Below are 21156 nucleotides of genomic sequence, written 5' to 3'. Positions count from 1 at the left end.
CATCACCACCTCACAACCCTCGGTCTCTGCCAGCATGGCATCGACGATCTTTCGTGTTTGCCCGTCACGGGAAGAATAAAGCACCAGAATCTTGTCCATACCAACCTCAACTACGCCAGAATGCAGGGGTAAACAGTACCAGAAGAGTGAAGATTTCCAATCGGCCAAACAGCATGGCGACGACCAGTATCCATTGTGCCGTTGCCGAGATCTTGCCGAAGTTGGCCGACACCTCGCCCAGCCCCGGCCCCACGTTGGTGAACGCCGCCGCCACGGCAGAGAAAGCGGTCACCTCGTTCAAGCCGGTCATCAGCAGCAACAACATAAAGATGAAGAACAGGATGATGTAGGTGGCAAAGTAGCCCCACACCGCCTCCACGATCCGCTCAGGCACGGCACGACGACCCAGCTTGAGGGTATAGATGGCGCGCGGGTGCACCAGCCGCTTCAGCTCGCGCATCCCCTGCAGGAACAGGATCATGAAGCGCATCACCTTGATGCCGCCCCCGGTACTGCCGGCGCAGCAGCCGATGAAGGCGGAGAACATCAGCAGCATGGGCAGAAAGGAGGGCCACTCCGCATAGCTGGTCGTGCTGTAGCCGGTGGTCGTGCCCAGCGACACCGCCTGGAACAGACCGTGGTTGAGCGCCTCCTGCCAGGTGGCGTAATGGCCGTGAAACAAGAGGGAAACGAAGCAGATCAGCACCAGCACACACTGGATGCTCAGAAACACCTTCAGCTCGGAGTCGCGCAGATAGTTGCTCAGCCGCACCGGCTTGTGGGCGAACACCATGAAGTGCAGGGCAAAGTTGACGCTCGCCAGCAGCAGAAACACCACAGTAATCAGGTTGATGGCCGGGCTGTTGAAAAAGCCGATGCTGGCGTCGTGGGTCGAGAAGCCGCCCACCGACAGGGTGGAGAAGGAGTGGCAGATGGCATCGAACAGGGTCATGCCCGCCATCCAGTACGCCAGGGCACAGAGGGAAGTGAGCAACAGATAGATGAACCAGAGTGCCTTGGCCGTCTCGGCGATGCGCGGGGTGACCTTGTTGTCCTTGACCGGCCCCGGAATTTCGGCGCGATAGAGCTGCATGCCCCCGATGCCGAGCAGTGGCAGTATGGCCACCGCCAGCACTATGATCCCCATGCCCCCCAGCCACTGCAGCAGCTGGCGATAGAACAGAAACGCCTTGGGCAGATTGTCCAGCCCGGTGAGCACGGTCGCCCCCGTGGTGGTCAGGCCGGAAAACGACTCGAAGAAGGCCTCCGACACCGTCATGCCGGGCACCTCTCCCAGCAGGAACGGCAAGGCCCCCACGCTGCCCAGCACCACCCAGAACAGCACGACGATGAGAAATCCTTCCTTGGATCTGAGATCTTTCTTCTGATGGCGGTTTGGAAACCAGAGCGCGGCGCCGAGCAGCAGGGCGATGAAGAAGGAGTTGACGAACTCGGCACCACCGCCATCACGATAGCCAAAGGCGACCAGCGCGGGCAGCAACATGGTCGAACTGAACAGCGCGACCAGCAGGCCAACGATACGAATGATGCTCAGAATCTGCATTCCGGCTCCCTCTTCAGACTAAAAGAGCGATGGATTCTAGCCATCTAAGGGACGAAGGGATACCCGACCCTGGGTTCGGTCGGTCAATTCCTGTGCGATTCTGCTCCAAACAGCGGCTTCCCACGCCACCTGCAGGGTGACGCTGGCGCCGTAATCGGCCGCCAGCAACTGACCCTGATGCGCCTGGATCAGCGCTTCTACCGCTCCCATGTCGGTATAGTCGCACTGGATGAGGGAGGCAGTCTGCTGGCGCTTGATACGGGTTTCGAGCTGCTTGAGGGCCGCGCCCACGCCACCGCCATAGGCCTTGACCAGGCCGCCGGTACCCAGCAGTACCCCACCGTAATAGCGCACCACCACGGCGGCGATCTCCCCGAGACCGGCCCCCATCAGCTGAGCCAGCATGGGCTTGCCAGCGGTGCCCGAGGGCTCGCCGTCATCGCTGAAACCGTACACCTGACTGTCCTGAGGGGCACCGGCGACAAAGGCCCAGCAGTGATGCCGGGCCCCGGGATGTTGCTGTTTTATATCGCCGATCCAGGCTTTGGCAGCCTCTACGGTCGGCGTGTGGGCAATATACGTGATGAAGCGGCTCTTCTTGATCTCCTCACTCACCTCCAGCGGTGCGGCCGGTATGGAATAGTCTGCCGCCATCAGAGCCCTGCTTGTCTGGTCAGGTTTTCCACCCCGTTGGCATGCAGCACCACGTTGTCTTCGATGCGGATGCCGCCATAGGGGCGCAGCGCCTCGACCTTGTTCCAGTTGACCCGCTTGCCCTGTTCACCGAGGCGCAGCGGCTCCAGCAGGCTGTCAATGAAGTAGAGACCCGGCTCGATGGTGAACACCTGGCCCACCTCCATCACCCGGGTGCAGCGCAAATAGGGAAACTGTTCGGGGGCCGACAGGTGAGTACCGCGCTCATCCTGCATGAAACCGCCGGCATCGTGTACCTGCAGGCCGAGGAAGTGGCCGAGACCGTGGGGGAAGAAGACGTTGGTCACCCCGGTATGGATCATCTCGTCCACCGACATGTCCACCAGCTCGGTGGCTTGCAGCAGGCGCGCCAGTCGGTGGTGCATCTGCAGATGCAGCTCGCTGTAACGGCGGCCCGGCTTGATCTCCTCGATGATCTCCTGCTGCTGGGCATCCAGCGCCGCAATCAGATCGGCAAACTCACCGCGGCGCCAGGCCCAGGTCCGGGTGATGTCGGAGGCATAGCCGTGCACATCCACACCGGCATCGATGAGGAAGGAGTACCGCTCCGCATCGGGCACCCGCTGAGCGGAGAGGTGGGTGTAGTGCAGGATGGCCGCATTGCGGTTGATGGCAACGATATTGCCGTAGGGCGCCTCATTGGCCCCCTGCCCGACCGCCTTCATGTAGGCCAGGTTGATCTCGAACTCGCTCGCCCCCGCCATGAAGGAGTCCTTGGCCGCAATGTGGCCGCGTACCCCAATGCGGTTGGCATCGCGCAGGCATTCCAGCTCGTAGGCCGTCTTGTAGGCACGATGATAATGCAGATAGTTGAGCACCGCCTCCGGATTGGGCTGGCCCAGCCCCAGCAGCTCGGCCACCTCCAGGTGGCCGCCCAGATAGGCCCACTCCTGCTTGTTGGCCGGCAGGTGATCGGCAACCTGCTCCGGGCGGGTCAGGAAGCGTATATCGAAGAAGTCGACCCAGAAGGCGTTGGGCAGTTCCGCCACCTTGTGCCAAAAATCCACCGGCCGGTAGAACAGCAACACCGGCTTGTTCACGCCGTCCACCAGCAACCAGCAGTGGGGATTATCCAGCACCGGCAACCAGGCCTTGAACTGGGGGTTCACCTTGAAGGGGTAATCCTGATCATCGAGGAAGATGCGGTGGGTCTGGCCGGAGTGGATGGCCAGACCGCTCAGTCCCTGCTGTTGCAGTATGTCGCGGGTACGCTGCTGCAAGGTGTCGAGGTGCTGGGCAAAAAGTTGGCTGTAGCTGCTCATGGCGTCCTGCTCCGGGAGAAATGTGGTTTCAGCATAACATCAAGCGAATCAAGGCTCGAACCGTCAAGCAATCGCTTCGTGAGGTAACGCATACGTTACAAGGCTTTTGTTATGAAACAAAAACCAACCATTAACAAATAAAAAACAATTCAATACACTGCCGGTAGATACATGCAGTCAGGGACTACTCATGCACAACCTTTGCCTGTGGCAACCGGATCAGGAGCGGATTCAGCAATCCAACCTCCAGCACTTCATGGCCGAGGTCAACCGCTTCCACGGCCTGCAGCTGCACAGCTACGCCCAGCTCTACCAGTGGTCGGTGGAGAAGACAACCCGTTTCTGGCCGCTGGTGTGGCAGCACTGCGGCGTCAAGGGCGAGCTCGGTAACATAGTGGCGGAGAACCGCCAGGAGATGCAGCGCACCCGCTGGTTCCCCGACAGCCGGCTCAACTTCGCCGAAAACCTGTTGCGCCGCCAGGACGACACGCCGGCCATCATCTCCCGCATCGAGGGTAGCCCCAGCCAGACCTTGAGCTGGCGCGAGCTGGCGGATCAGGTCGCCAGACTGGCCCAGTGGCTGCGTGGCCAGGGCATCGGCCGGGGCGACGTAGTGGCAGCCTACCTGCCCAATATCCCGCAAACCGTGGTGGCCATGCTGGCAACCACCAGCCTGGGAGCGATCTGGACCTCCACCAGCCCCGATTTCGGCGAAGCCAGCGTGGTGGAGCGCTTCGGCCAGACCCGGCCGCGGGTGCTGTTTGCGGTGGATGGCTATCACTACAACGGCAAGGCCATCGACATTCAGGACAAAGTGGCAGGGGTCGTCGGCCAGATCGACAGCATAGAGCAGACAGTCATCATCCCCCTGCTGGGCCATCCCCTGCAGCTGGGCCACGACTGGCGCCAGATCCTGGCCAGCCAGCCGGATGCCAGCCTGCAGTTCGAGCCCATGGCCTTCAATGACCCGCTCTACATCCTCTATTCGTCCGGCACCACCGGCAAGCCCAAGTGCATCGTGCACGGCATCGGCGGCACCCTGCTGCAACATCTGAAAGAGCATCAGCTGCACTGCGACATCAAGCCGGGGGAGCGCATCTTCTACTTCACCACCTGCGGCTGGATGATGTGGAACTGGCTGGTGAGCGCGCTCGCCTCCGGCGCCACCCTGGTGCTCTACGACGGCTCCCCCTTCTACCCGGACGGCAACGTGTTGTGGGATCTCGCCCGCGACGAAGAGGTCGCCCTGTTCGGCACCTCGGCCAAATACCTGGATGCGCTGCACAAGCAGGGCTATGCCCCCATCAAGACCCACCAGCTGCCACAGTTGCGGCTTATCTGCAGCACCGGCTCCGTGCTGTCGCCGGAGGGGTTCGACTACGTCTATCAGCAGATCAAGCGGGATGTGCAGCTCAGCTCCATTTCCGGCGGCACCGACATCTGCTCCTGCTTCGTCATCGGCAACCCCATCAGCCCCGTCTACCGCGGCGAGAGCCAGGGACGCGGCCTCGGCCTCGCGGTACAGGTGTTCAACGAAGCGGGCCAGCCGGTGCAGGGGGAAAAGGGTGAGCTGGTCTGTACCAAGCCCTTCCCGGCCCAGCCCATCGGTTTCTGGGGGGACGCCAGCGGCGACAAGTACCACGCCGCCTATTTCGAACGGTTCGACAACATCTGGTGCCATGGCGACTGGATCGAGCTGACCCCGACCGGCGGCATCCTGTTCTACGGTCGCTCCGACGCCACTCTCAACCCGGGGGGCGTGCGCATCGGCACCAGCGAGATCTACCGCTATGTCGAGCAGCTGGAGGAAGTAGAAGAGAGCATCGTCATCGGCCAGCAGTGGCAACAGGACGAGCGGGTGGTGCTGTTCGTCAAGCTCAAGCCCGGCCTCATGCTGGACGAAGCGCTGCGCGAGCGCATCCGCCAGCAGGTGCGCCTGCACTGCACCGCCCGTCACGTGCCAGCCCGCATCCTGCAGGTGGACGCCATTCCGCGCACCAAGTCCGGCAAGATAGTGGAGCTGGCGGTGCGGGAAGTGGTGCACAACCGGCCCGTCAACAACACCCACGCCCTCGCCGATCCCGAGGTGCTGAGCCAGTATCGCGACCGGCCCGAACTGGCCAGCTGAGGCCACACAAGGTTAATAAAGGCGTCATCAGACGCCTTTATTTTGGTTGTTAATCTGAGGCGAGCTTTTACTCGAGATCTGTTAAACGAATGTTTTAAATAGGTGTTGAAATTGTCTTCTTTTGGATCAATAGTGAGCCTCGCCCCCTGCTGGGGATAAAGGAGCACCACCCCCCACCATGTGGGAACAAGGAGACACTCTCATGATCTACCAAGGCGAAACCCTGACGGTCAGCTACCTCGAAGACGGCATTGCCGAGCTGAGGTTTGATGCCCCGGGTTCAGTCAACAAGCTGGATCGCGCTACCCTGCTCTCCCTGAGCGAAGCGATCGCCGCATTACAACAAGAACGTGAACTAAAAGGTCTGATCCTCACCTCCGGCAAAGACGCCTTCATCGTCGGCGCCGACATTACCGAATTCCTGGAACTGTTCGATCTGCCGCAGGCTGATCTGCTCGGCTGGCTGAAAAAGGCCAACGACATCTTCAGCGCCATCGAAGATCTGCCGGTGCCCACCCTCTCCGCTATCAAGGGCCACGCCCTAGGCGGCGGCTGCGAGACCATTCTCTCCACCGACTTCCGACTGGCTGACACCAGCGCCAAGATTGGCCTGCCCGAGACCAAACTCGGCATCATGCCGGGCTTTGGCGGCACCGTCCGTCTGCCGCGGGTGATCGGCGCCGACAACGCGCTCGAGTGGATCACCACCGGCAAGGATTACCGTGCCGATGACGCCCTCAAGGTGGGTGCCATCGACGCCGTGGTCGCCCCGGACGCGCTGCAAAGCGCCGCCGTGCAGATGATCAAGGACGCGGTCAAGGGCAAGCTGGACTGGCAGGGCCGCCGCGCCGCCAAGAAGGCCCCGCTGCGCCTCTCCAAACTGGAAGCCATGATGAGCTTCACCACCGCCGCCGGCATGGTTGCTGCCGTGGCGGGCAAACACTATCCGGCCCCGATGACGGCGGTGAAAACCGTCGAGGCCGCCGCCGGCATGAGTCGTGACGAGGCGCTGGCCGTCGAAGCGCAGGGCTTCATCAAGCTGGCCAAGACCGATGTCGCCAAGGCGCTGGTCGGTATCTTCCTCAACGATCAGCACATCAAGGCGCTGGCCAAGAAGGCGGCCAAGCAGGCAGCTAAGGCCACTAGCCATGCCGCCGTACTGGGTGCCGGCATCATGGGTGGCGGCATCGCCTACCAGTCTGCCAGCAAGGGTATCCCGGCAGTGATGAAGGACATCAACGAGAAGGCGCTGGCACTTGGCATGGGTGAAGCCACCAAGCTGCTTAACGGCCAGCTCGAAAAGGGCCGCATCGACGGCATCAAGATGGGCCAGGTGCTCTCCGCCATCACCCCGACTCTCAGCTATGACAACGTCAAGCATGTGGATGTGGTGGTCGAAGCCGTGGTCGAGAACCCGAAAGTGAAAGCCGCCGTACTGGGCGAAGTGGAAGGGATCATCGGCGAAGACGCCGTGCTCGCCAGCAACACCTCCACCATTCCCATCTCCCTGCTGGCCAAGGAGCTGAAGCGCCCGCAGAACTTCTGCGGCATGCACTTCTTCAACCCGGTACACCGCATGCCGCTGGTGGAGATCATCCGCGGCGAGCAGACCTCCGATGAAACCATCAACCGCGTGGTGGCCTACGCCGCCGCCATGGGCAAGTCCCCGGTGGTAGTCAACGACTGCCCGGGCTTCTTCGTCAACCGGGTGCTGTTCCCCTACTTCTTCGGTTTCAACAAGCTGGTCGCCGATGGCGCCGACTTCGCTGCCGTCGACAAGGTGATGGAGAAGGAATTTGGCTGGCCGATGGGCCCCGCCTACCTGCTGGACGTGGTCGGCATCGACACCGGCCACCACGCCGGTGACGTCATGGCGCAGGGCTTCCCGGCACGCATGAGCAAGGAAGGCCGCACCGCCATCGACGTGATGTACGAAGTGAACCGCTTCGGTCAGAAGAACGGCAAGGGCTTCTACGCCTACGAGCAGGACAAGAAGGGCAAGCCGAAGAAGGTGGCCGACGCCGCCAGCTACGAGCTGCTAGCCCCCATCGCCAAGCCGAAGCAGGATTTCGACAAGGACGCCATCATCGCCCGCATGATGATCCCGATGATCAACGAGGTAGTGCTCTGTCTGGAAGAGGGCATAGTCGCCACGCCAGCCGAAGCCGACATCGCACTGGTCTACGGTCTGGGCTTCCCTCCCTTCCGCGGCGGCGTGTTCCGCTATCTGGACACTATCGGTCTGGATCGCTACGTGGCCATGGCCGACCAGTATGCCGACTTGGGCCCGCTCTACCGCGTCAGCGACAAGCTGCGTGAGATGGCCGCCCAGGGCAAAACCTTTTACTGATTGCGGAAAGGAGATCCATTCATGAAAGACGTAGTCATTGTCGACTGTATCCGGACCCCGATGGGCCGGTCCAAGGGCGGCGCCTTCCGCAACGTGCGTGCAGAAGACTTGTCCGCGCACCTGATGAAATCCATCCTGCTGCGCAACCCCAACCTCGACCCGAACGAGATCGAGGATATCTACTGGGGCTGCGTGCAGCAGACCCTGGAGCAGGGCTTCAACATCGCCCGCAACGCAGCCTTGCTGGCCGGCATTCCCAAGCAGGTGGGGGCGGTCACCGTCAACCGCCTGTGCGGCTCCAGCATGCAGGCGCTGCACGATGCCTCCCGCGCCATTCAGGTAGGTGATGGGGATATCTTCATCATCGGCGGTGTCGAGCACATGGGCCACGTGCCGATGAGCCACGGGGTGGACTTCCACCCCGGCATGGCCAAGTCGGTGGCGAAAGCCTCCGGCATGATGGGGCTGACCGCCGAGATGCTCGGCAAGCTGCACGGCATCAGTCGTCAGCAGCAGGACGAGTTTGCCGCCCGCTCCCATCGTCGCGCTCACGCCGCCACCGTGGAAGGACGTTTCGCCAAGGAGATCGTCGGGCTGGAAGGCCATGACGCCAGCGGCGCCCGCTTCTTCTACGACTACGACGAGGTGATCCGCCCCGAGACCACGGTGGAAACCCTGAGCCAGCTGCGCCCGGTGTTCGACCCGGTCAACGGCACCGTCACCGCCGGCACCTCGTCGGCCCTGTCCGATGGCGCCGCCGCCATGCTGGTGATGAGTGCGGACCGCGCCAAGGCGCTCGGCCTCACCCCGCGCGCCAAGATACGTGCCATGGCCGTCGCCGGCTGCGATGCCGCCATCATGGGTTACGGCCCGGTACCGGCCACCCAGAAGGCGCTCAAGCGGGCCGGCCTGACCATCGGCGACATCGACCTGTTCGAGCTGAACGAGGCGTTTGCCGCCCAGTCCCTGCCTTGCGTGAAGGATCTGGGTCTGCAAGACGTGGTGGATGAGAAGGTGAACCTGAACGGCGGCGCCATCGCCCTGGGTCACCCGCTCGGCTGCTCCGGCGCCCGCATCTCCACCACCCTGCTCAACCTGATGGAAGAGAAGGACGCCACCCTGGGGGTTGCCACCATGTGCATCGGCCTGGGTCAGGGCATCGCCACCGTGTTCGAACGAGTGTAAGTATCCCCCTGGCCGGTTCGCCGGTCGGGGCTGGATTGATAGAGAGGAGCCCGTTCCTGCTTCCCGGCGAAGCGGGCTCCTGTCACCGGTTTTGGGGTCGGTCTGCCCGGCCCGTCATCGAGTCTGTGGAGTGCGCCACACGGGGTGCACTTCTGCCGTCGGAATCTGCGTATTGGCCGGCCCGTTTGGGTCGGCCTTTTTTATTTGCACGGCAGGATATGGGAGGATATTGCCCATAACCTCACATTAGATGGGGGGCTTGCTTGCTTTTTGCGCCCCTGACAGGTTCAATCTGCACAAAAAAATGGGTGGATGCACATACATATGTCAACGAGCAAACAACTGCTGATCGTCGACGACGACCAAGAGATCCGCGAGCTGCTCAACGAATACCTGACCAGGGCCGGCTTCGAGGTATTGACCGCAGCGGAGGGCAACGAGATGCGCAAGCTGCTCGCCCAGCACAACCCGGACCTCATCATTCTCGATATCATGATGCCGGGTGACGACGGCTTTACCCTCTGCCAGCAGATCCGTCGCGACTCCCAGGTGCCCATCATCATGCTGACCGCCGCCTCCGATGAAGCGGACCGGGTGATCGGCCTCGAGCTCGGTGCCGATGACTACATCACCAAGCCGTTCAGCCCGCGCGAACTGCAGGCCCGCATCAAGGCGCTGCTGCGCCGCGCCGAATTCCGCCAGCCGGAGAAAGAGAAAGAGCCGAGCCGCCGGCTGCGCTTCGCCGAGTGGACTCTGGATACCCTGAGCCACCAGCGGACCCACGAGGACGGCAGCCTGCTGGATCTCTCCGGCAGCGATGCCCTGCTGCTCGGCATGTTCCTGCAACAGCCCGGCGTGGTGCTGGACCGGGATACCATCTCGGATGCCACCCGCGGTCGCGAAAGCCTGCCGATGGAGCGCGGCATCGACGTGCAGATCAGCCGCTTGCGCCAGAAGCTGGGTGACAACGGCAAGAGCCCGCGCATCATCAAGACCATTCGCGGCAGTGGCTACATGCTGATTGCCGAGGTGCACGAGATCCCATGAGAACCAGCAAGGTAGCGACGGCATGCTGATCGACACAAGGCGAGAGATCCCATGAATACCAGGTGGTTCTGGCGGGCGCTGGTGCCCCGTTCCCTGCTGTCGCGGATGCTGCTGCTGTTGCTGCTGGCGATCCTGCTCTCCCAGACCATCCTCACCGGCATCTGGATGCAGCAGATCCAGAAGCGGGAGCTGGAGGGCATGCTCAGCACCACCCGCAATCTGGCGCTGTCTGCCGCCTCCACCGTCAACTTCTTCAAATCCTTGCCGCTGCAGTATCGCCACATCGCGCTGGACCAGTTGCGCAACATGGGCGGCAGCCGCTTCTTCGTGTCGCTGAACGAGGAGGAGATCCACATCAGCGCCATCCCCGACAGCGAGCGCAAGACGCTGGTGCTCAAAGAGGTGCAGGGGGTGCTGACCCGCAAGCTCTCCGACGCCATGGCGATCAAGGTGGATTTCTCGCGGCCCGAAGAGCTGCACGTCTTCAACAACGACACCCTGCTGGCGGATCTACCCTCCTCCTGGGCCCGCTACACCCTGTCGCTGGAGCCGATCAACCCGCCGGTGCTGGTGACCCAGATCGAGATAGAGCCGGGCGAGTGGCTCTATCTGGCGGCCCTGCTGCCGGCCCCCTACATGACGCTCGACGACACCGTCATGCCCAGCAACCAGGTGCGCTTCATCGCCCTGATGACGGTGTTCCTCTGCTTCTTCACCTTCCTGCTGGTGCGCTGGCAGACCCGGCCGCTGCGCCGGCTGGCCAAGGCGGCCGTCAACCTCGGCAAGGACATCGACCAGCCCTCGCTGAAAGAGGAGGGGGCCTCCGAAATCGTGGCGGCCACCCGCGCCTTCAACATCATGCAGCACCGCATCCGCCGCTATATCGACGATAGAGAGCGGCTGTTCAGCTCGATTTCCCACGACCTCAAGACCCCCATCACCCGGCTGCGGCTGCGGGTCGAGCTGCTCGACGACGAACAGCAGATCGCCAAGTTCAACAAGGACCTGGACGAGCTGGAGCTGATGGTGAAGGGAGCGCTGCAGACGGTGAAAGACACCGACATCCACGAGAACATCGAGCAGCTCGACATCGACGCCATGCTGGAGCAGATGGCGGAGGCCATGAACCTGCACGACGAGCGGCTGACCATCGAAGGCCACTGCAAGCAGCCCTACCGCGGCAAGCCGCTGGCCCTCAAGCGCTGCATCGGCAACCTGGTGGACAACGGCATCAAGTACGGCCAACGGGTGCGCATCATCATCATGGACGACGAGGAGATGCTGATCCTGTTCATCATGGACGAGGGGCCTGGCCTGCCGGAGGATCAGTTCGAACGCATCTTCGAGCCCTACTACCGGCTCAGCACGGATCTGGCCGGCACCGGCCTGGGTCTGGGCATTGCCCGCAACATAGCCCACGCCCACGGCGGCGATCTGGTGCTGGAAAATCGTCCGCAGGGCGGCCTGCAGGCCACCCTCTCCCTACCAAGGCAGTAACCTTATGAAGTGGTTGTCTTTTTCTCTCATCGCCCTGCTCTCCCTGCCTGTAGGCGCCTCCCAGGTGGAGGTACTGCACTGGTGGACCTCCGGCGGCGAGGCCAGGGCGGTGGAGGTGCTCAAGTCCGAGTGGACCGAGCAAGGCAACCAGTGGAACGACTTCGCGGTGCAGGGGGGCGGCGGCAAGAGCGCCATGACGGTGCTGAAAAGCCGGGCACTGGCGGCCAATCCTCCGGAAGCGGCCCACCTCAAGGGGTTCGAGTTGCGGGAATGGGCCGGACTCGGCTTCCTGCGCGATCTCACCCCCATGGCCGAACACCTCGGCTGGTATCCCCAGCTGCCGCCCATGGTGCGGGAGACTCTCAGCCAGAACGGTGCCCTGATGGCGGTGCCGACCGGCATCCACCGGGTCAACTGGCTGTGGCTCAACCGCAAGATCTTCGAGCGCAACAAGCTGACGCCGCCCACCAGCTGGGCCCAGTTCGTGACCGTGGCCGACCGGCTCAAGCAACAAGGGATCACCCCGCTCGCCATCGGCAACGAGCCCTGGCAGCTGGCGGTGCTGTTCGAAACGGTGGCACTCGGCGAAGGGGGCAAGGCGTTCTATCGCAAAGCCTTCGTGGAACAGGACAGCGCCACCCTGACCGGCCCCGACATGGTGCGGGTGCTGACCCGCTTTCAGCAGCTGCGCGGCTATGTTCCGGAAAAATACGCCGGCCTGAAGTGGCACCAGGCCACCAACCTGCTGGAGAGCGGCGGCGCCGCCATGCAGATCATGGGGGACTGGGTGAAGGGGGAGCTGAGCGCTGGAAACTATCGGCCCGGCGAGGATATCGAGTGCCTGCCGAGCCCCGGCAGTGCCAACCTGTTCAGCTACAACCTCGACTCTATCGCCATGTTCAAGCAGCGGGATCCCGCCCAGCTGCAGGCCCAGGGCGAGCTGGCCCAGCTGCTGATGACGCCGCGCTTCCAGCAGGAGTTCAACCGGGTGAAAGGCTCGATCCCGGCGCTGACCAAGCCGGACATGAGCAAGTTCGACCGCTGCGCCATCCGCTCCTATCAGGATTTTCTGCTGGCGGAGCGGGAGGGCAACCTGCTGCCCAGCATGGCGGAGGGGATGGCGACGCCGACCAACATGCGCCAGGCGATCATGGATGTGCTGAGCAACTTCTTCAACGACCCCAGAGCCAACCCGCAGCAGACTGCGCTGCATCTGGAGCGGGCCATGCGCTCGACCCGCTGACGCTTTTTGCTGCGGCCAGAAACGACAAAGGCGGATGAGATATCCGCCTTTGTCGTTGTGAAAGTATTGGGGTCAGGATTGATCGTTTTCGTCCTCATCCTCGTCGTAGTAATCGCTGAGCTCGATCCAGAGCCCCAGTCCGATCATCACCATGGAACCGAACCAGGTGCCGGTGTTACCGATCGGGCTGCCCATCACTATCATGGCGAAAGACAAGAACCCCATGCCTGCGTAGGCTTGTAATCTGCCGTAGGAGACCTGCATATTCACACCTCCTTGTTGAATATGGTTCAATTTTTATATTACTCATACGGCGGGGAGTGGGTAGGCCCAGATAACACTTTGGTTACATATGCTGCCAGTTGCCGGAGTGGTTTGATTATTTTTTCGCCGTGAGTATCATTGGCAGCTGATTTGGTTGAAGGTTGATTATTGATGAGTGCTTTATTCTGCGACGCAACTCACGAGTTGGACGCAATCGGGCTTCGTTGCCCCGAGCCAGTGATGATGGTTCGTAAAAAAGTGCGGCTGATGGCTGACGGGGAGACCCTGCTGGTCAGTGCCGACGACCCCTCAACCACCCGCGACATCCCCAGTTTCTGCCGCTTCATGGATCACACCCTGGTCGCCAGCGAGACAGAGCAGGCCCCTTACCGCTATCTGATCCGCAAGGGTCAGTAAGCCCCAACACCGGAGCAATCCATGCCAGCCATTACCCGAATCGGCACCACCCAGCGTTGGTCTGACGTGGTCATTCACAACGGCACCCTCTACGTGGTGGAAGTGCCAGCCACCGATACCGCCGATATTCACCAGCAGACCCGTGAAGTGCTGGAAAGCCTGCAGCGCCTGCTGGAAGCCAACGGCTCCGGCGTCGACAAGATCCTGATGGCCAACATCTACCTCAAGGACATCGCAAACATCGCGGCCTTCAACGAGCAGTGGGATGCCTGGATCCCGGCGGGTACCGCGCCGGTCAGAGCCTGCGTGCAGGCCCGCCTGGCCCACGAAGGCTACAAGGTCGAAGTGCAGCTGACTGCCGCCGTCTAAGCCGAGCGGGATGCCTGGCTCCCCTGATGCCGACACAGCGCCGGTTAGAGCATGCGTACAAGCCCGTCTGGCCCGGCCCACGAAGGCTACAAGGTGGAAGTGCAGCTGACCGCGGCTATCTAATAGGCAGTTATCCCCCTCATCCCCGCCCTTCTCCCACAAGGGGAGAAGGGGTCCAAGAACAAGGCGCCATTGCTCGCAACGGCACCAATAAAAGGGCCCCGCCATCGCTGGCGGGGCCTTTTTCATGTCTGCGAACCGGACCGCTTAGGCGGTCGGGGTTAGGGTGATGGTCACCCGACGGTTCTGGGCCTTGCCTTCGGCGGTGCTGTTGGTGGCTACCGGCTGATCCGGGCCCACACCGCTGGTGGAGATACGGCTGCCAGTCACACCTTGGCCGATCAACTGGGCGGCGACGGCATCGGCGCGCTGGGCGGAGAGCTTCATGTTCAGCTCGCGGGAACCTGTGCTGTCGGTGTGACCGACCACGTTCAGGCGGGTCTTGTCGAACTCACCGACTACCATGGCCACGCCGGACAGAGTGTTGGCACCGGCCGCTTTCAGCTGGGCGCTGGAGCTGTCGAAGGTGACGTTGTTCGGCATGTTGAGGATCAGCTGGTCACCGTTGCGGGTCACGCTGACACCGGTGCCCTGCAGCTTCTCGCGCAGCTTGGCTTCCTGCACGTCCATGTAGTAGCCGATACCGCCACCCAGAGCGGCGCCCGCGGCCACGCCGGTCAGGATCCCCTTCTTGCGGTCACCCTTGCTGGAAGAGAGCGCGCCCACGGCGGCGCCAGTGGCCGCGCCAGCCAGCGCGCCCCAGGCGCCCTTGGAGGTCTGGGATTCGCCAGTGTAGGGGTTGGTGGTACAGCCGGTCAGGGCTACGAGCAGGGCAACGGCGGGAACAAGTGTCTTGAAATGCATGAAAAACCTCTAAAAAAACCGACTCAAATCCAAAGAGGGCGCATTCTACCCCAGAGGTGTGCCAAGGTGTGACGTTATCAACATCGCGTCCCTCTCTGCCCACCCCCCAGTATCCGCAGGCCGGCTGGATGCCGCCTGAACCGGTAGCCGGATCAAGCTCACAACTGTGACCTATCTCCTTGTTCAGCGGACCAAAATGCGCCCCTTTTGGCTACTATTGAATGCACTATCAACAGGAGTTCGAGGTCTCTCATGTCCGCACTGCTTCGCAACGTCTCGATCCGGCACCTGCTGTTGAGTGCCAGCCTCGTCATTCTGATCACCATGGCGCTGGCCGGGCTCTGGCGCAGCAGCCTGACCGCCCGCCTCGGTGAGCTGCCCAACCAGCTCATCGTCAGTGCCAACGAGCAGATAGCCCTGCAGGAGCTGCGTTATCACACCACCCAGGTCCAGCAGTTCCTGACCGATGCCGCCGTCTCCGGCGAGATGGACTCCATCGGCGAGGCCGAACAGCATGCCCAGGCGGCCCGCCAGTTGCTGGAGCGGCTGCCGCAGCTGAAAGCGCCGCTCACCCCGCTACTGGCCCGCCAACTGGAGATCGGCAAGCGGATGGTGGACATCTATCTGAAGGAGGGGCGCGAGGCCGGCAACCAGCTGATGAAGCAGCCGACCGAAGGGTTTGACGCCCTCACCGACAACATCGCCAGCCAGGTCGAAGCGGTGCTGGAACAGCAGCAACACCAGTTCCAGCAGCGGGAGCAGGATATCCGCGGCCAGAGCGAGGCCCTGCAGCATCAGGACATGCTGCAGCTGGCCGTCAGCCTGGCCATCATCCTGTTGATGCTGCTGCTCATCTACTTCAAGACCGTCGGCCCGCTGCAACATCTGATGGGTCAGCTGGTCGAACTGGCCAATCACAGCCACAACCTCACCTTCCGGCTGCACAGCCAGGGCAAGGACGAGTTCGCCTATCTGGCGGAGGTGTTCAACCGCTTCCTCGGCAATATCGACAGCCTGATCGGTACGGTGCAGCAGGTTTCGCGCAAGACCCACGACAAGATGGCCCTGCTGATGTCGCACTCCGGCAGCACTCTCAGCAGCATGCAGCAGGCCCAGCAGAATACCGACATGCTGGCGACCGCCATCAACGAGATGACCGCCACCGTCCACAACATCGAGCACAACACCGAGCAGGCCAGCCAGGATACCCTGCTCACCCAGCAGCAGGCTCACGACGGCCAGCGGCAGGTGAGCCAGACCATCTCTCTGATCCGGCAGGTGGCCGACCACATCGAGCAATCCGCCGGGGAAGTGACCCAGCTGGATCAGGAGAGCACCCAGATCGGCAACATCCTGCAGGTGATCCGCACCATCTCGGAACAGACCAACTTGCTGGCGCTCAACGCCGCCATCGAGGCGGCCCGGGCCGGTGAGCAGGGCCGCGGCTTCGCGGTAGTGGCCGACGAGGTGCGCCAGCTGGCGACCCGCACTCAGGCCGCCACCGTCGACATCCAGCAGCGTATCGAGGCGCTGCAGCACAACACCCGCCACGCGGTGACCACCATGCACACCACCCGCAACGTGAGCGAACAGGCGGTCAGTCAGGCGGCGGGCACCGGCGAGACCCTGACCGCCATCGTCGAAGCCATCACCCGGGTCAACGACATGAATGGCCACATCGCCACCGCCGCCGGCCAGCAGGCCCAGGTCACCGAAGAGACCAACCGCAATGTGATGGAGGTCGCCAGCATCGCCCGCGAATGTCTGGAGCTGGCGCGCCAGAGCCGCAGCCACACCCGGGACATGAACCAGGCCAACGAGGAGATCGGCCTCATCAGCGATCAGTTCGACGTCAGCAAGGCAGGCTCCGCCACCCAGGATCAGGAGCTGCTGCACTGGAACGAGGCCTTCATGGTGCAGGTGTCCAGTATGGACAACCAGCATCTGGGCTTGTTCGAGGCGATGAACCGGCTCTACCAGGCGGTGCTCGACAAGAGCCCGGCCCAGCTGCGCAAACAGCGGCTCGACGAGCTGCTCAAGCTCGCCACCCAGCACTTCGCCGACGAGGAGCGCGTGATGGAGCAGGCGGGCTACCCCGAGCTGCGCCGCCACAAGCAGGAACACGCCCGGCTGCTGGCGGAGCTCGACACCCTGATGCAGCGCAACGGCACGGACGACGAGGAGTTCAACATGGAGCTGCTGGTGTTTCTCAAGAACTGGCTGCTCAACCACATCTCCAAGGTCGACAAACAGTACTCAGGCACGCTGCGTCAGGCCGGGATCGCCTGACGGCCCCATGGCTGACGCCATGCCGATATGCAAAAGGGAGGCATCAGCCTCCCTTCTCTTTGACCTTGCACCCGGTTTATTGGCGCGCAGGGCCCTGTTGGCACTCGGCGTGGCAGGGGCAGGTCACCAGATGATCGTTCACCATCCCCACCGCCTGCATGAAGGCGTAGCAGATGGTGCTGCCGACAAAGGTGAAGCCGCGTTTCTTGAGTGCCTTGGACATGGCATCCGACTCCGCTGAGGTCGCCGGAATGTCGCCGTTGCCCTGGCGCTGGTTGACGATGGGGGCGCCGCCCACGAAGCCCCACAGATAATCGACAAAGTCGACGCCTTCAGCCCCCAGCGCCAGATAGGCGCGGGCATTTTTGATGATCGACTGCACCTTGAGCCGGTTGCGGATGATGCCGGTGTCTTGCATCAGCCGCTCCACATCCTGCTCGTCGAACTGCGCGATGCGCACCGGATCGAAGTCGGCATAGGCGCGATGGTAGCTCTCGGTGCGCTTCAAGATGGTGATCCACGACAGCCCCGCCTGCTGGCCGTCGAGGCAAAGCTTGGCAAACAGCTCGCGCGAGTCATGGACCGGCCTGCCCCACTGTTTGTCATGGTATTCGATGTATTCCGGGTCTTTGGTCACCCAGGCGCAACGCAACTCCATTCCCTCTCTCCTGTCATTTCATCCAATCCCCGGGGTCGATGCCAACCTGGGCGTAGGAGTGCCGACAACCCCTCTCGCCCAGACCCGGCGCAGCGCCATCACATTAATCCGCTGTAATTTCGCCTATTATCCGACCATGCCAGACGGTATACTCCTTCGGTTCACATTCAGCAAATCTTGCTCTGATTTCATTTCGCGCGAAAAAAATTATGCAAAAATTCGATGTCAAAACCTTTCAGGGCCTGATCCTGCAGCTGCAGGACTATTGGTCCCGCCAGGGCTGTACCATCATTCAGCCGCTGGATATGGAAGTGGGTGCCGGTACTTCTCACCCCATGACCTGCCTGCGCGCCCTGGGCCCCGAGCCCATCGCCTGCGCCTACGTGCAACCGTCCCGCCGTCCGACTGACGGCCGCTACGGTGAAAACCCGAACCGCCTGCAGCACTACTACCAGTTCCAGGTGATCATCAAGCCTTCCCCCGACAACATTCAGGAACTCTATCTGGGCTCCCTGAAAGAGCTGGGCATGGATCCCGAGATCCACGACATCCGCTTCGTGGAAGACAACTGGGAAAACCCGACGCTGGGTGCCTGGGGTCTGGGCTGGGAAGTGTGGCTGAACGGCATGGAAGTGACCCAGTTCACCTACTTCCAGCAAGTTGGCGGCCTCGAGTGCAAGCCGGTCACCGGCGAGATCACCTACGGTCTCGAGCGTCTGGCCATGTACATCCAGGGCGTGGACAGCGTCTACGATCTGGTCTGGTCTGACGGCCCGCTGGGCAAGACCACCTACGGCGACGTGTTCCACCAAAACGAAGTGGAGCAATCCACCTACAACTTCGAACACGCCGACGTGGAGTTCCTGTTCCACTGCTTCGAGCAGTACGAGAAGGAAGCCCAGAATCTGCTGGCACTGGAAAAACCGCTGCCGCTGCCTGCCTACGAGCGCATCCTCAAAGCCGCTCACTCCTTCAACCTGCTGGATGCCCGCAAGGCCATCTCGGTCACCGAGCGTCAGCGCTACATCCTGCGCATTCGCACCCTGACCAAGGCCGTGGCAGAGGCATACTACGCCTCCCGCGAAGCGCTGGGCTTCCCGATGTGTCAGCGCAGTGAGAACAAGCAAGGTTAAGGAACGGACATGGCACAACATACATTTCTGGTAGAGATCGGTACTGCTGAGCTGCCGCCCAAAGCCCTGCGCTCCCTGGCCGAAGCCTTTGCCGACAACCTCAAGAGCGAACTGACCAAGGCCGATCTGGCCTTCGGCGACGTCGAGTGGTTTGCCTCCCCGCGCCGTCTGGCGCTGAAAGTGAGCGAACTGGCCGGCGAACAGCCGAGCAAGAGCGTCGAGAAGCGCGGCCCGGCCGTAGCTCAGGCGTTCGATGCTGAAGGCAAGCCGACCAAGGCTGCCGAAGGCTGGGCCCGTGGCAACGGCATCACCGTTGAGCAGGCCGAGCGTCTGGTCACCGACAAGGGTGAGTGGCTGGTTCACACCGCCAAGGTCGAAGGCCGTCCGGCCAAAGATCTGCTGGGCGAGCTGGTTAGCCAGGCACTGGCCAAACTGCCGATCCCGAAGATGATGCGCTGGGGCGACAAGACCATCCAGTTCGTGCGTCCGGTCTTCACCGTGACTCTGCTGCTGGATGGGGAGCTGGTGCCCGCCCACATTCTGGGTATCGACTCTGCCCGCACCCTTCGCGGCCACCGCTTCATGGGCGAGAGCGAGTTCACCATCGACAACGCCAGCCAGTACCCGCAGATCCTGCAGGAGCGCGGCATGGTGATTGCCGACTTCATGGCGCGCAAGGTCAAGATCAAGGCTGACGCCGAAGCGGCCGCCGCCGCCTTCGGTGGCGTGGCCGATCTGGACGACGCCCTGCTGGAAGAAGTGACCGCACTGGTCGAGTGGCCGGTGGTGCTGACCGCCAACTTCGAAGAGAAGTTCCTGGCCGTGCCGGCTGAAGCGCTGGTGCACACCATGAAGGGTGACCAGAAGTACTTCCCGGTCTACGACAAGAACGGCAAGCTGCTGCCGAAGTTCATCTTCGTCACCAACATAGAGTCCAAAGACCCGAGCCAGATCATCAGCGGCAACGAGAAGGTGGTTCGCCCCCGTCTCTCTGACGCCGAGTTCTTCTTCAAGACCGACCTCAAGCAGACTCTGGCCTCCCGCCTGCCGCGCCTGGAAACCGTGCTGTTCCAGCAACAGCTGGGCACCGTCAAGGCCAAGGTCGAGCGCATCGAGACCGTCGCCGGCTTTATCGCCGAGCGTATCGGTGCCGATGTGGCTCAGGCCAAGCGTGCCGGTCTGCTCTCCAAGTGTGACCTGATGACCAACATGGTCGGCGAGTTCACCGACACCCAGGGTGTCATGGGGATGCACTACGCCCGTCACGATGGCGAAGATGAAGCAGTGGCCGTGGCCCTCAACGAGCAGTACATGCCGCGCTTTGCCGGCGATGCCCTGCCGTCCGGTCTGGTTGCATGCGCCGTCGCGCTGGCCGACAAGTTCGACACCCTGGCCGGTATCTTCGGCATCGGCATGCTGCCGAAGGGTGACAAGGACCCGTTTGCCCTGCGTCGCGCCGCCATCGGTGCCCTGCGCATCATGACCGAGAAGCAACTGGATCTGGATCTGGTTGAACTGGTTGAAGAAGCGGTACGCGTCTACGGCGACAAGCTGACCAACAAGACCGTCGTTACCGACGTGGTCGACTTCATGCTGGGGCGCTTTCGCGCCGCCTATCAGGATGAAGGCATCGGTGCCGACGTGGTGCTGGCCGTACTGGCCCGCCGCCCGACCCGTCCGCTCGACTTCGATCGTCGCGTCAAGGCCGTCAGCCACTTCCGCTCTCTGGATGCCGCACTGGCTCTGGCTGCCGCCAACAAGCGCGTGAGCAATATTCTGGCCAAGGTCGAAGGCGAGTTGCCGACTGCCGTCAAACCGGAACTGCTGGTCGATGCCGCCGAGAAGGCGCTGGCCACCCAGGTTGCCGAACTGCAAGCCGAACTGGCCCCGCTGTTCGCCGCCGGTGACTATCAGGCAGCCCTCACCCGTCTGGCCGCCCTGCGCGAGCCGGTCGATACCTTCTTCAACGAAGTGATGGTGATGGCCGATGACGAAGCCCTCAAGGCCAACCGTCTGGCGCTGCTGAACAACCTGCGCAACCTGTTCCTGCAAGTGGCGGATATCTCCCTGCTGCAATGATTGAGGTTTGTTGGCTAGATCAAAAACGGCGCC

At 62.3% G+C, this 21156-nt stretch carries 18 protein-coding genes (1 of these 18 cut by a window edge); 11 read left to right on the top strand and 7 right to left on the bottom strand.

Features of this window, described 5'->3' with window-relative positions; genetic code table 11:
- The 4 genes in view from hemG to pepQ are tightly spaced (at most 36 nt apart) and all read right to left on the bottom strand, a layout consistent with a single transcriptional unit that may run on beyond the window.
- Nucleotides 1-99 carry the 5' end (the start) of a menaquinone-dependent protoporphyrinogen IX dehydrogenase gene (hemG, locus tag AHA_RS00725; RefSeq protein ID WP_024945460.1) on the bottom strand. Its footprint begins 426 nt before the window's first position, so only the first 99 of its 525 coding nucleotides appear in the window; the start codon lies at nt 97-99; the stop codon falls past the left edge of the window.
- Nucleotides 100-106: 7 nt separating this feature from the next.
- Nucleotides 107-1564: a TrkH family potassium uptake protein gene (locus AHA_RS00720; RefSeq protein ID WP_011704169.1), complete on the bottom strand. Its 1458-nt coding sequence runs from the start codon at nt 1562-1564 to the stop codon at nt 107-109.
- Between the two features lie 36 nt (nt 1565-1600).
- Complete coding sequence (locus tag AHA_RS00715) at nt 1601-2218, bottom strand: YigZ family protein (protein WP_011704168.1); 618 nt, start codon at nt 2216-2218, stop codon at nt 1601-1603.
- On the bottom strand, nt 2218-3540 hold the full coding sequence (gene pepQ, locus AHA_RS00710) for a Xaa-Pro dipeptidase (protein WP_011704167.1): 1323 nt from the start codon (nt 3538-3540) through the stop codon (nt 2218-2220). Before pepQ ends, AHA_RS00715 begins: the two co-directional genes overlap by 1 nt.
- 190 nt (nt 3541-3730) lie before the next feature.
- Here pepQ and AHA_RS00705 point away from each other — a divergent pair, with 190 nt between their 5' ends.
- The 6 genes from AHA_RS00705 to AHA_RS00680 all read left to right on the top strand — a co-directional run bounded on the left by AHA_RS00705 (nt 3731) and on the right by AHA_RS00680 (nt 12990).
- Entirely contained in the window at nt 3731-5668 is a 1938-nt protein-coding gene (locus AHA_RS00705) for an acetoacetate--CoA ligase (RefSeq protein WP_011704166.1), read from the top strand.
- 202 nt (nt 5669-5870) lie between these two features.
- Complete coding sequence (gene fadB / locus AHA_RS00700; protein WP_011704165.1) at nt 5871-8018, top strand: fatty acid oxidation complex subunit alpha FadB; 2148 nt, start codon at nt 5871-5873, stop codon at nt 8016-8018.
- A gap of 21 nt (nt 8019-8039) precedes the next feature.
- Nucleotides 8040-9203, top strand: coding sequence for an acetyl-CoA C-acyltransferase FadA (gene fadA, locus AHA_RS00695; protein WP_011704164.1), 1164 nt, complete (start codon nt 8040-8042; stop codon nt 9201-9203).
- Between the two features lie 324 nt (nt 9204-9527).
- The gene (locus tag AHA_RS00690; RefSeq protein ID WP_164927505.1) at nt 9528-10250 is read left to right on the top strand and encodes a response regulator; all 723 of its coding nucleotides are present in this window, start codon (nt 9528-9530) and stop codon (nt 10248-10250) included.
- Nucleotides 10251-10301: 51 nt separating this feature from the next.
- Complete coding sequence (locus AHA_RS00685) at nt 10302-11747, top strand: ATP-binding protein (RefSeq protein ID WP_016348991.1); 1446 nt, start codon at nt 10302-10304, stop codon at nt 11745-11747.
- Between the two features lie 4 nt (nt 11748-11751).
- Entirely contained in the window at nt 11752-12990 is a 1239-nt protein-coding gene (locus tag AHA_RS00680) for an ABC transporter substrate-binding protein (RefSeq protein WP_011704161.1), read from the top strand.
- 72 nt (nt 12991-13062) lie between these two features.
- Here AHA_RS00680 and AHA_RS00675 read toward each other — a convergent pair whose 3' ends face one another.
- Entirely contained in the window at nt 13063-13254 is a 192-nt protein-coding gene (locus AHA_RS00675; RefSeq protein ID WP_005307420.1) for a hypothetical protein, read from the bottom strand.
- A 171-nt stretch (nt 13255-13425) separates the two neighbouring features.
- Here AHA_RS00675 and tusA point away from each other — a divergent pair, with 171 nt between their 5' ends.
- Both tusA and AHA_RS00665 read left to right on the top strand, forming a co-directional pair.
- A complete protein-coding gene (gene tusA, locus AHA_RS00670; RefSeq protein ID WP_005307416.1) occupies nt 13426-13671 on the top strand; it encodes a sulfurtransferase TusA in 246 nt (81 codons plus the stop codon).
- A 21-nt stretch (nt 13672-13692) separates the two neighbouring features.
- Nucleotides 13693-14040: a RidA family protein gene (locus AHA_RS00665; RefSeq protein ID WP_011704159.1), complete on the top strand. Its 348-nt coding sequence runs from the start codon at nt 13693-13695 to the stop codon at nt 14038-14040.
- 267 nt (nt 14041-14307) lie between these two features.
- Here AHA_RS00665 and AHA_RS00660 read toward each other — a convergent pair whose 3' ends face one another.
- Nucleotides 14308-14964: an OmpA family lipoprotein gene (locus AHA_RS00660; protein WP_011704158.1), complete on the bottom strand. Its 657-nt coding sequence runs from the start codon at nt 14962-14964 to the stop codon at nt 14308-14310.
- A 252-nt stretch (nt 14965-15216) separates the two neighbouring features.
- Here AHA_RS00660 and AHA_RS00655 point away from each other — a divergent pair, with 252 nt between their 5' ends.
- The gene (locus AHA_RS00655) at nt 15217-17253 is read left to right on the top strand and encodes a bacteriohemerythrin (RefSeq protein ID WP_011704157.1); all 2037 of its coding nucleotides are present in this window, start codon (nt 15217-15219) and stop codon (nt 17251-17253) included.
- A 76-nt stretch (nt 17254-17329) separates the two neighbouring features.
- Here the strand turns inward: AHA_RS00655 and AHA_RS00650 are convergent, their stop codons facing one another.
- Nucleotides 17330-17911: a DNA-3-methyladenine glycosylase I gene (locus tag AHA_RS00650; protein WP_011704156.1), complete on the bottom strand. Its 582-nt coding sequence runs from the start codon at nt 17909-17911 to the stop codon at nt 17330-17332.
- 209 nt (nt 17912-18120) lie between these two features.
- Here AHA_RS00650 and glyQ point away from each other — a divergent pair, with 209 nt between their 5' ends.
- Both glyQ and glyS read left to right on the top strand, forming a co-directional pair.
- The gene (gene glyQ / locus AHA_RS00645; protein ID WP_005339464.1) at nt 18121-19044 is read left to right on the top strand and encodes a glycine--tRNA ligase subunit alpha; all 924 of its coding nucleotides are present in this window, start codon (nt 18121-18123) and stop codon (nt 19042-19044) included.
- Between the two features lie 9 nt (nt 19045-19053).
- The gene (gene glyS, locus AHA_RS00640; protein WP_011704155.1) at nt 19054-21123 is read left to right on the top strand and encodes a glycine--tRNA ligase subunit beta; all 2070 of its coding nucleotides are present in this window, start codon (nt 19054-19056) and stop codon (nt 21121-21123) included.
- Nucleotides 21124-21156: the final 33 nt, after the last annotated feature.

This window comes from Aeromonas hydrophila subsp. hydrophila ATCC 7966 (assembly GCF_000014805.1).
In the GTDB taxonomy this organism is placed as follows: domain Bacteria; phylum Pseudomonadota; class Gammaproteobacteria; order Enterobacterales; family Aeromonadaceae; genus Aeromonas; species Aeromonas hydrophila.
The sequence above is the reverse complement of the archived record's forward strand: the minus strand, read 5'-3'. Positions and strand labels throughout refer to the sequence as shown.

Coding starts and splice junctions, on each gene's coding strand:
- AHA_RS00720 (WP_011704169.1), bottom strand. CDS start 1,564: ATGCAGATTCTGAGCATCATTCGTATCGTTGGCCTGCTGGTCGCGCTG.
- AHA_RS00715 (WP_011704168.1), bottom strand. CDS start 2,218: ATGGCGGCAGACTATTCCATACCGGCCGCACCGCTGGAGGTGAGTGAG.
- pepQ (WP_011704167.1), bottom strand. CDS start 3,540: ATGAGCAGCTACAGCCAACTTTTTGCCCAGCACCTCGACACCTTGCAG.
- AHA_RS00705 (WP_011704166.1), top strand. CDS start 3,731: ATGCACAACCTTTGCCTGTGGCAACCGGATCAGGAGCGGATTCAGCAA.
- fadB (WP_011704165.1), top strand. CDS start 5,871: ATGATCTACCAAGGCGAAACCCTGACGGTCAGCTACCTCGAAGACGGC.
- fadA (WP_011704164.1), top strand. CDS start 8,040: ATGAAAGACGTAGTCATTGTCGACTGTATCCGGACCCCGATGGGCCGG.
- AHA_RS00690 (WP_164927505.1), top strand. CDS start 9,528: ATGTCAACGAGCAAACAACTGCTGATCGTCGACGACGACCAAGAGATC.
- AHA_RS00685 (WP_016348991.1), top strand. CDS start 10,302: ATGAATACCAGGTGGTTCTGGCGGGCGCTGGTGCCCCGTTCCCTGCTG.
- AHA_RS00680 (WP_011704161.1), top strand. CDS start 11,752: ATGAAGTGGTTGTCTTTTTCTCTCATCGCCCTGCTCTCCCTGCCTGTA.
- AHA_RS00675 (WP_005307420.1), bottom strand. CDS start 13,254: ATGCAGGTCTCCTACGGCAGATTACAAGCCTACGCAGGCATGGGGTTC.
- tusA (WP_005307416.1), top strand. CDS start 13,426: ATGAGTGCTTTATTCTGCGACGCAACTCACGAGTTGGACGCAATCGGG.
- AHA_RS00665 (WP_011704159.1), top strand. CDS start 13,693: ATGCCAGCCATTACCCGAATCGGCACCACCCAGCGTTGGTCTGACGTG.
- AHA_RS00660 (WP_011704158.1), bottom strand. CDS start 14,964: ATGCATTTCAAGACACTTGTTCCCGCCGTTGCCCTGCTCGTAGCCCTG.
- AHA_RS00655 (WP_011704157.1), top strand. CDS start 15,217: ATGTCCGCACTGCTTCGCAACGTCTCGATCCGGCACCTGCTGTTGAGT.
- AHA_RS00650 (WP_011704156.1), bottom strand. CDS start 17,911: ATGGAGTTGCGTTGCGCCTGGGTGACCAAAGACCCGGAATACATCGAA.
- glyQ (WP_005339464.1), top strand. CDS start 18,121: ATGCAAAAATTCGATGTCAAAACCTTTCAGGGCCTGATCCTGCAGCTG.
- glyS (WP_011704155.1), top strand. CDS start 19,054: ATGGCACAACATACATTTCTGGTAGAGATCGGTACTGCTGAGCTGCCG.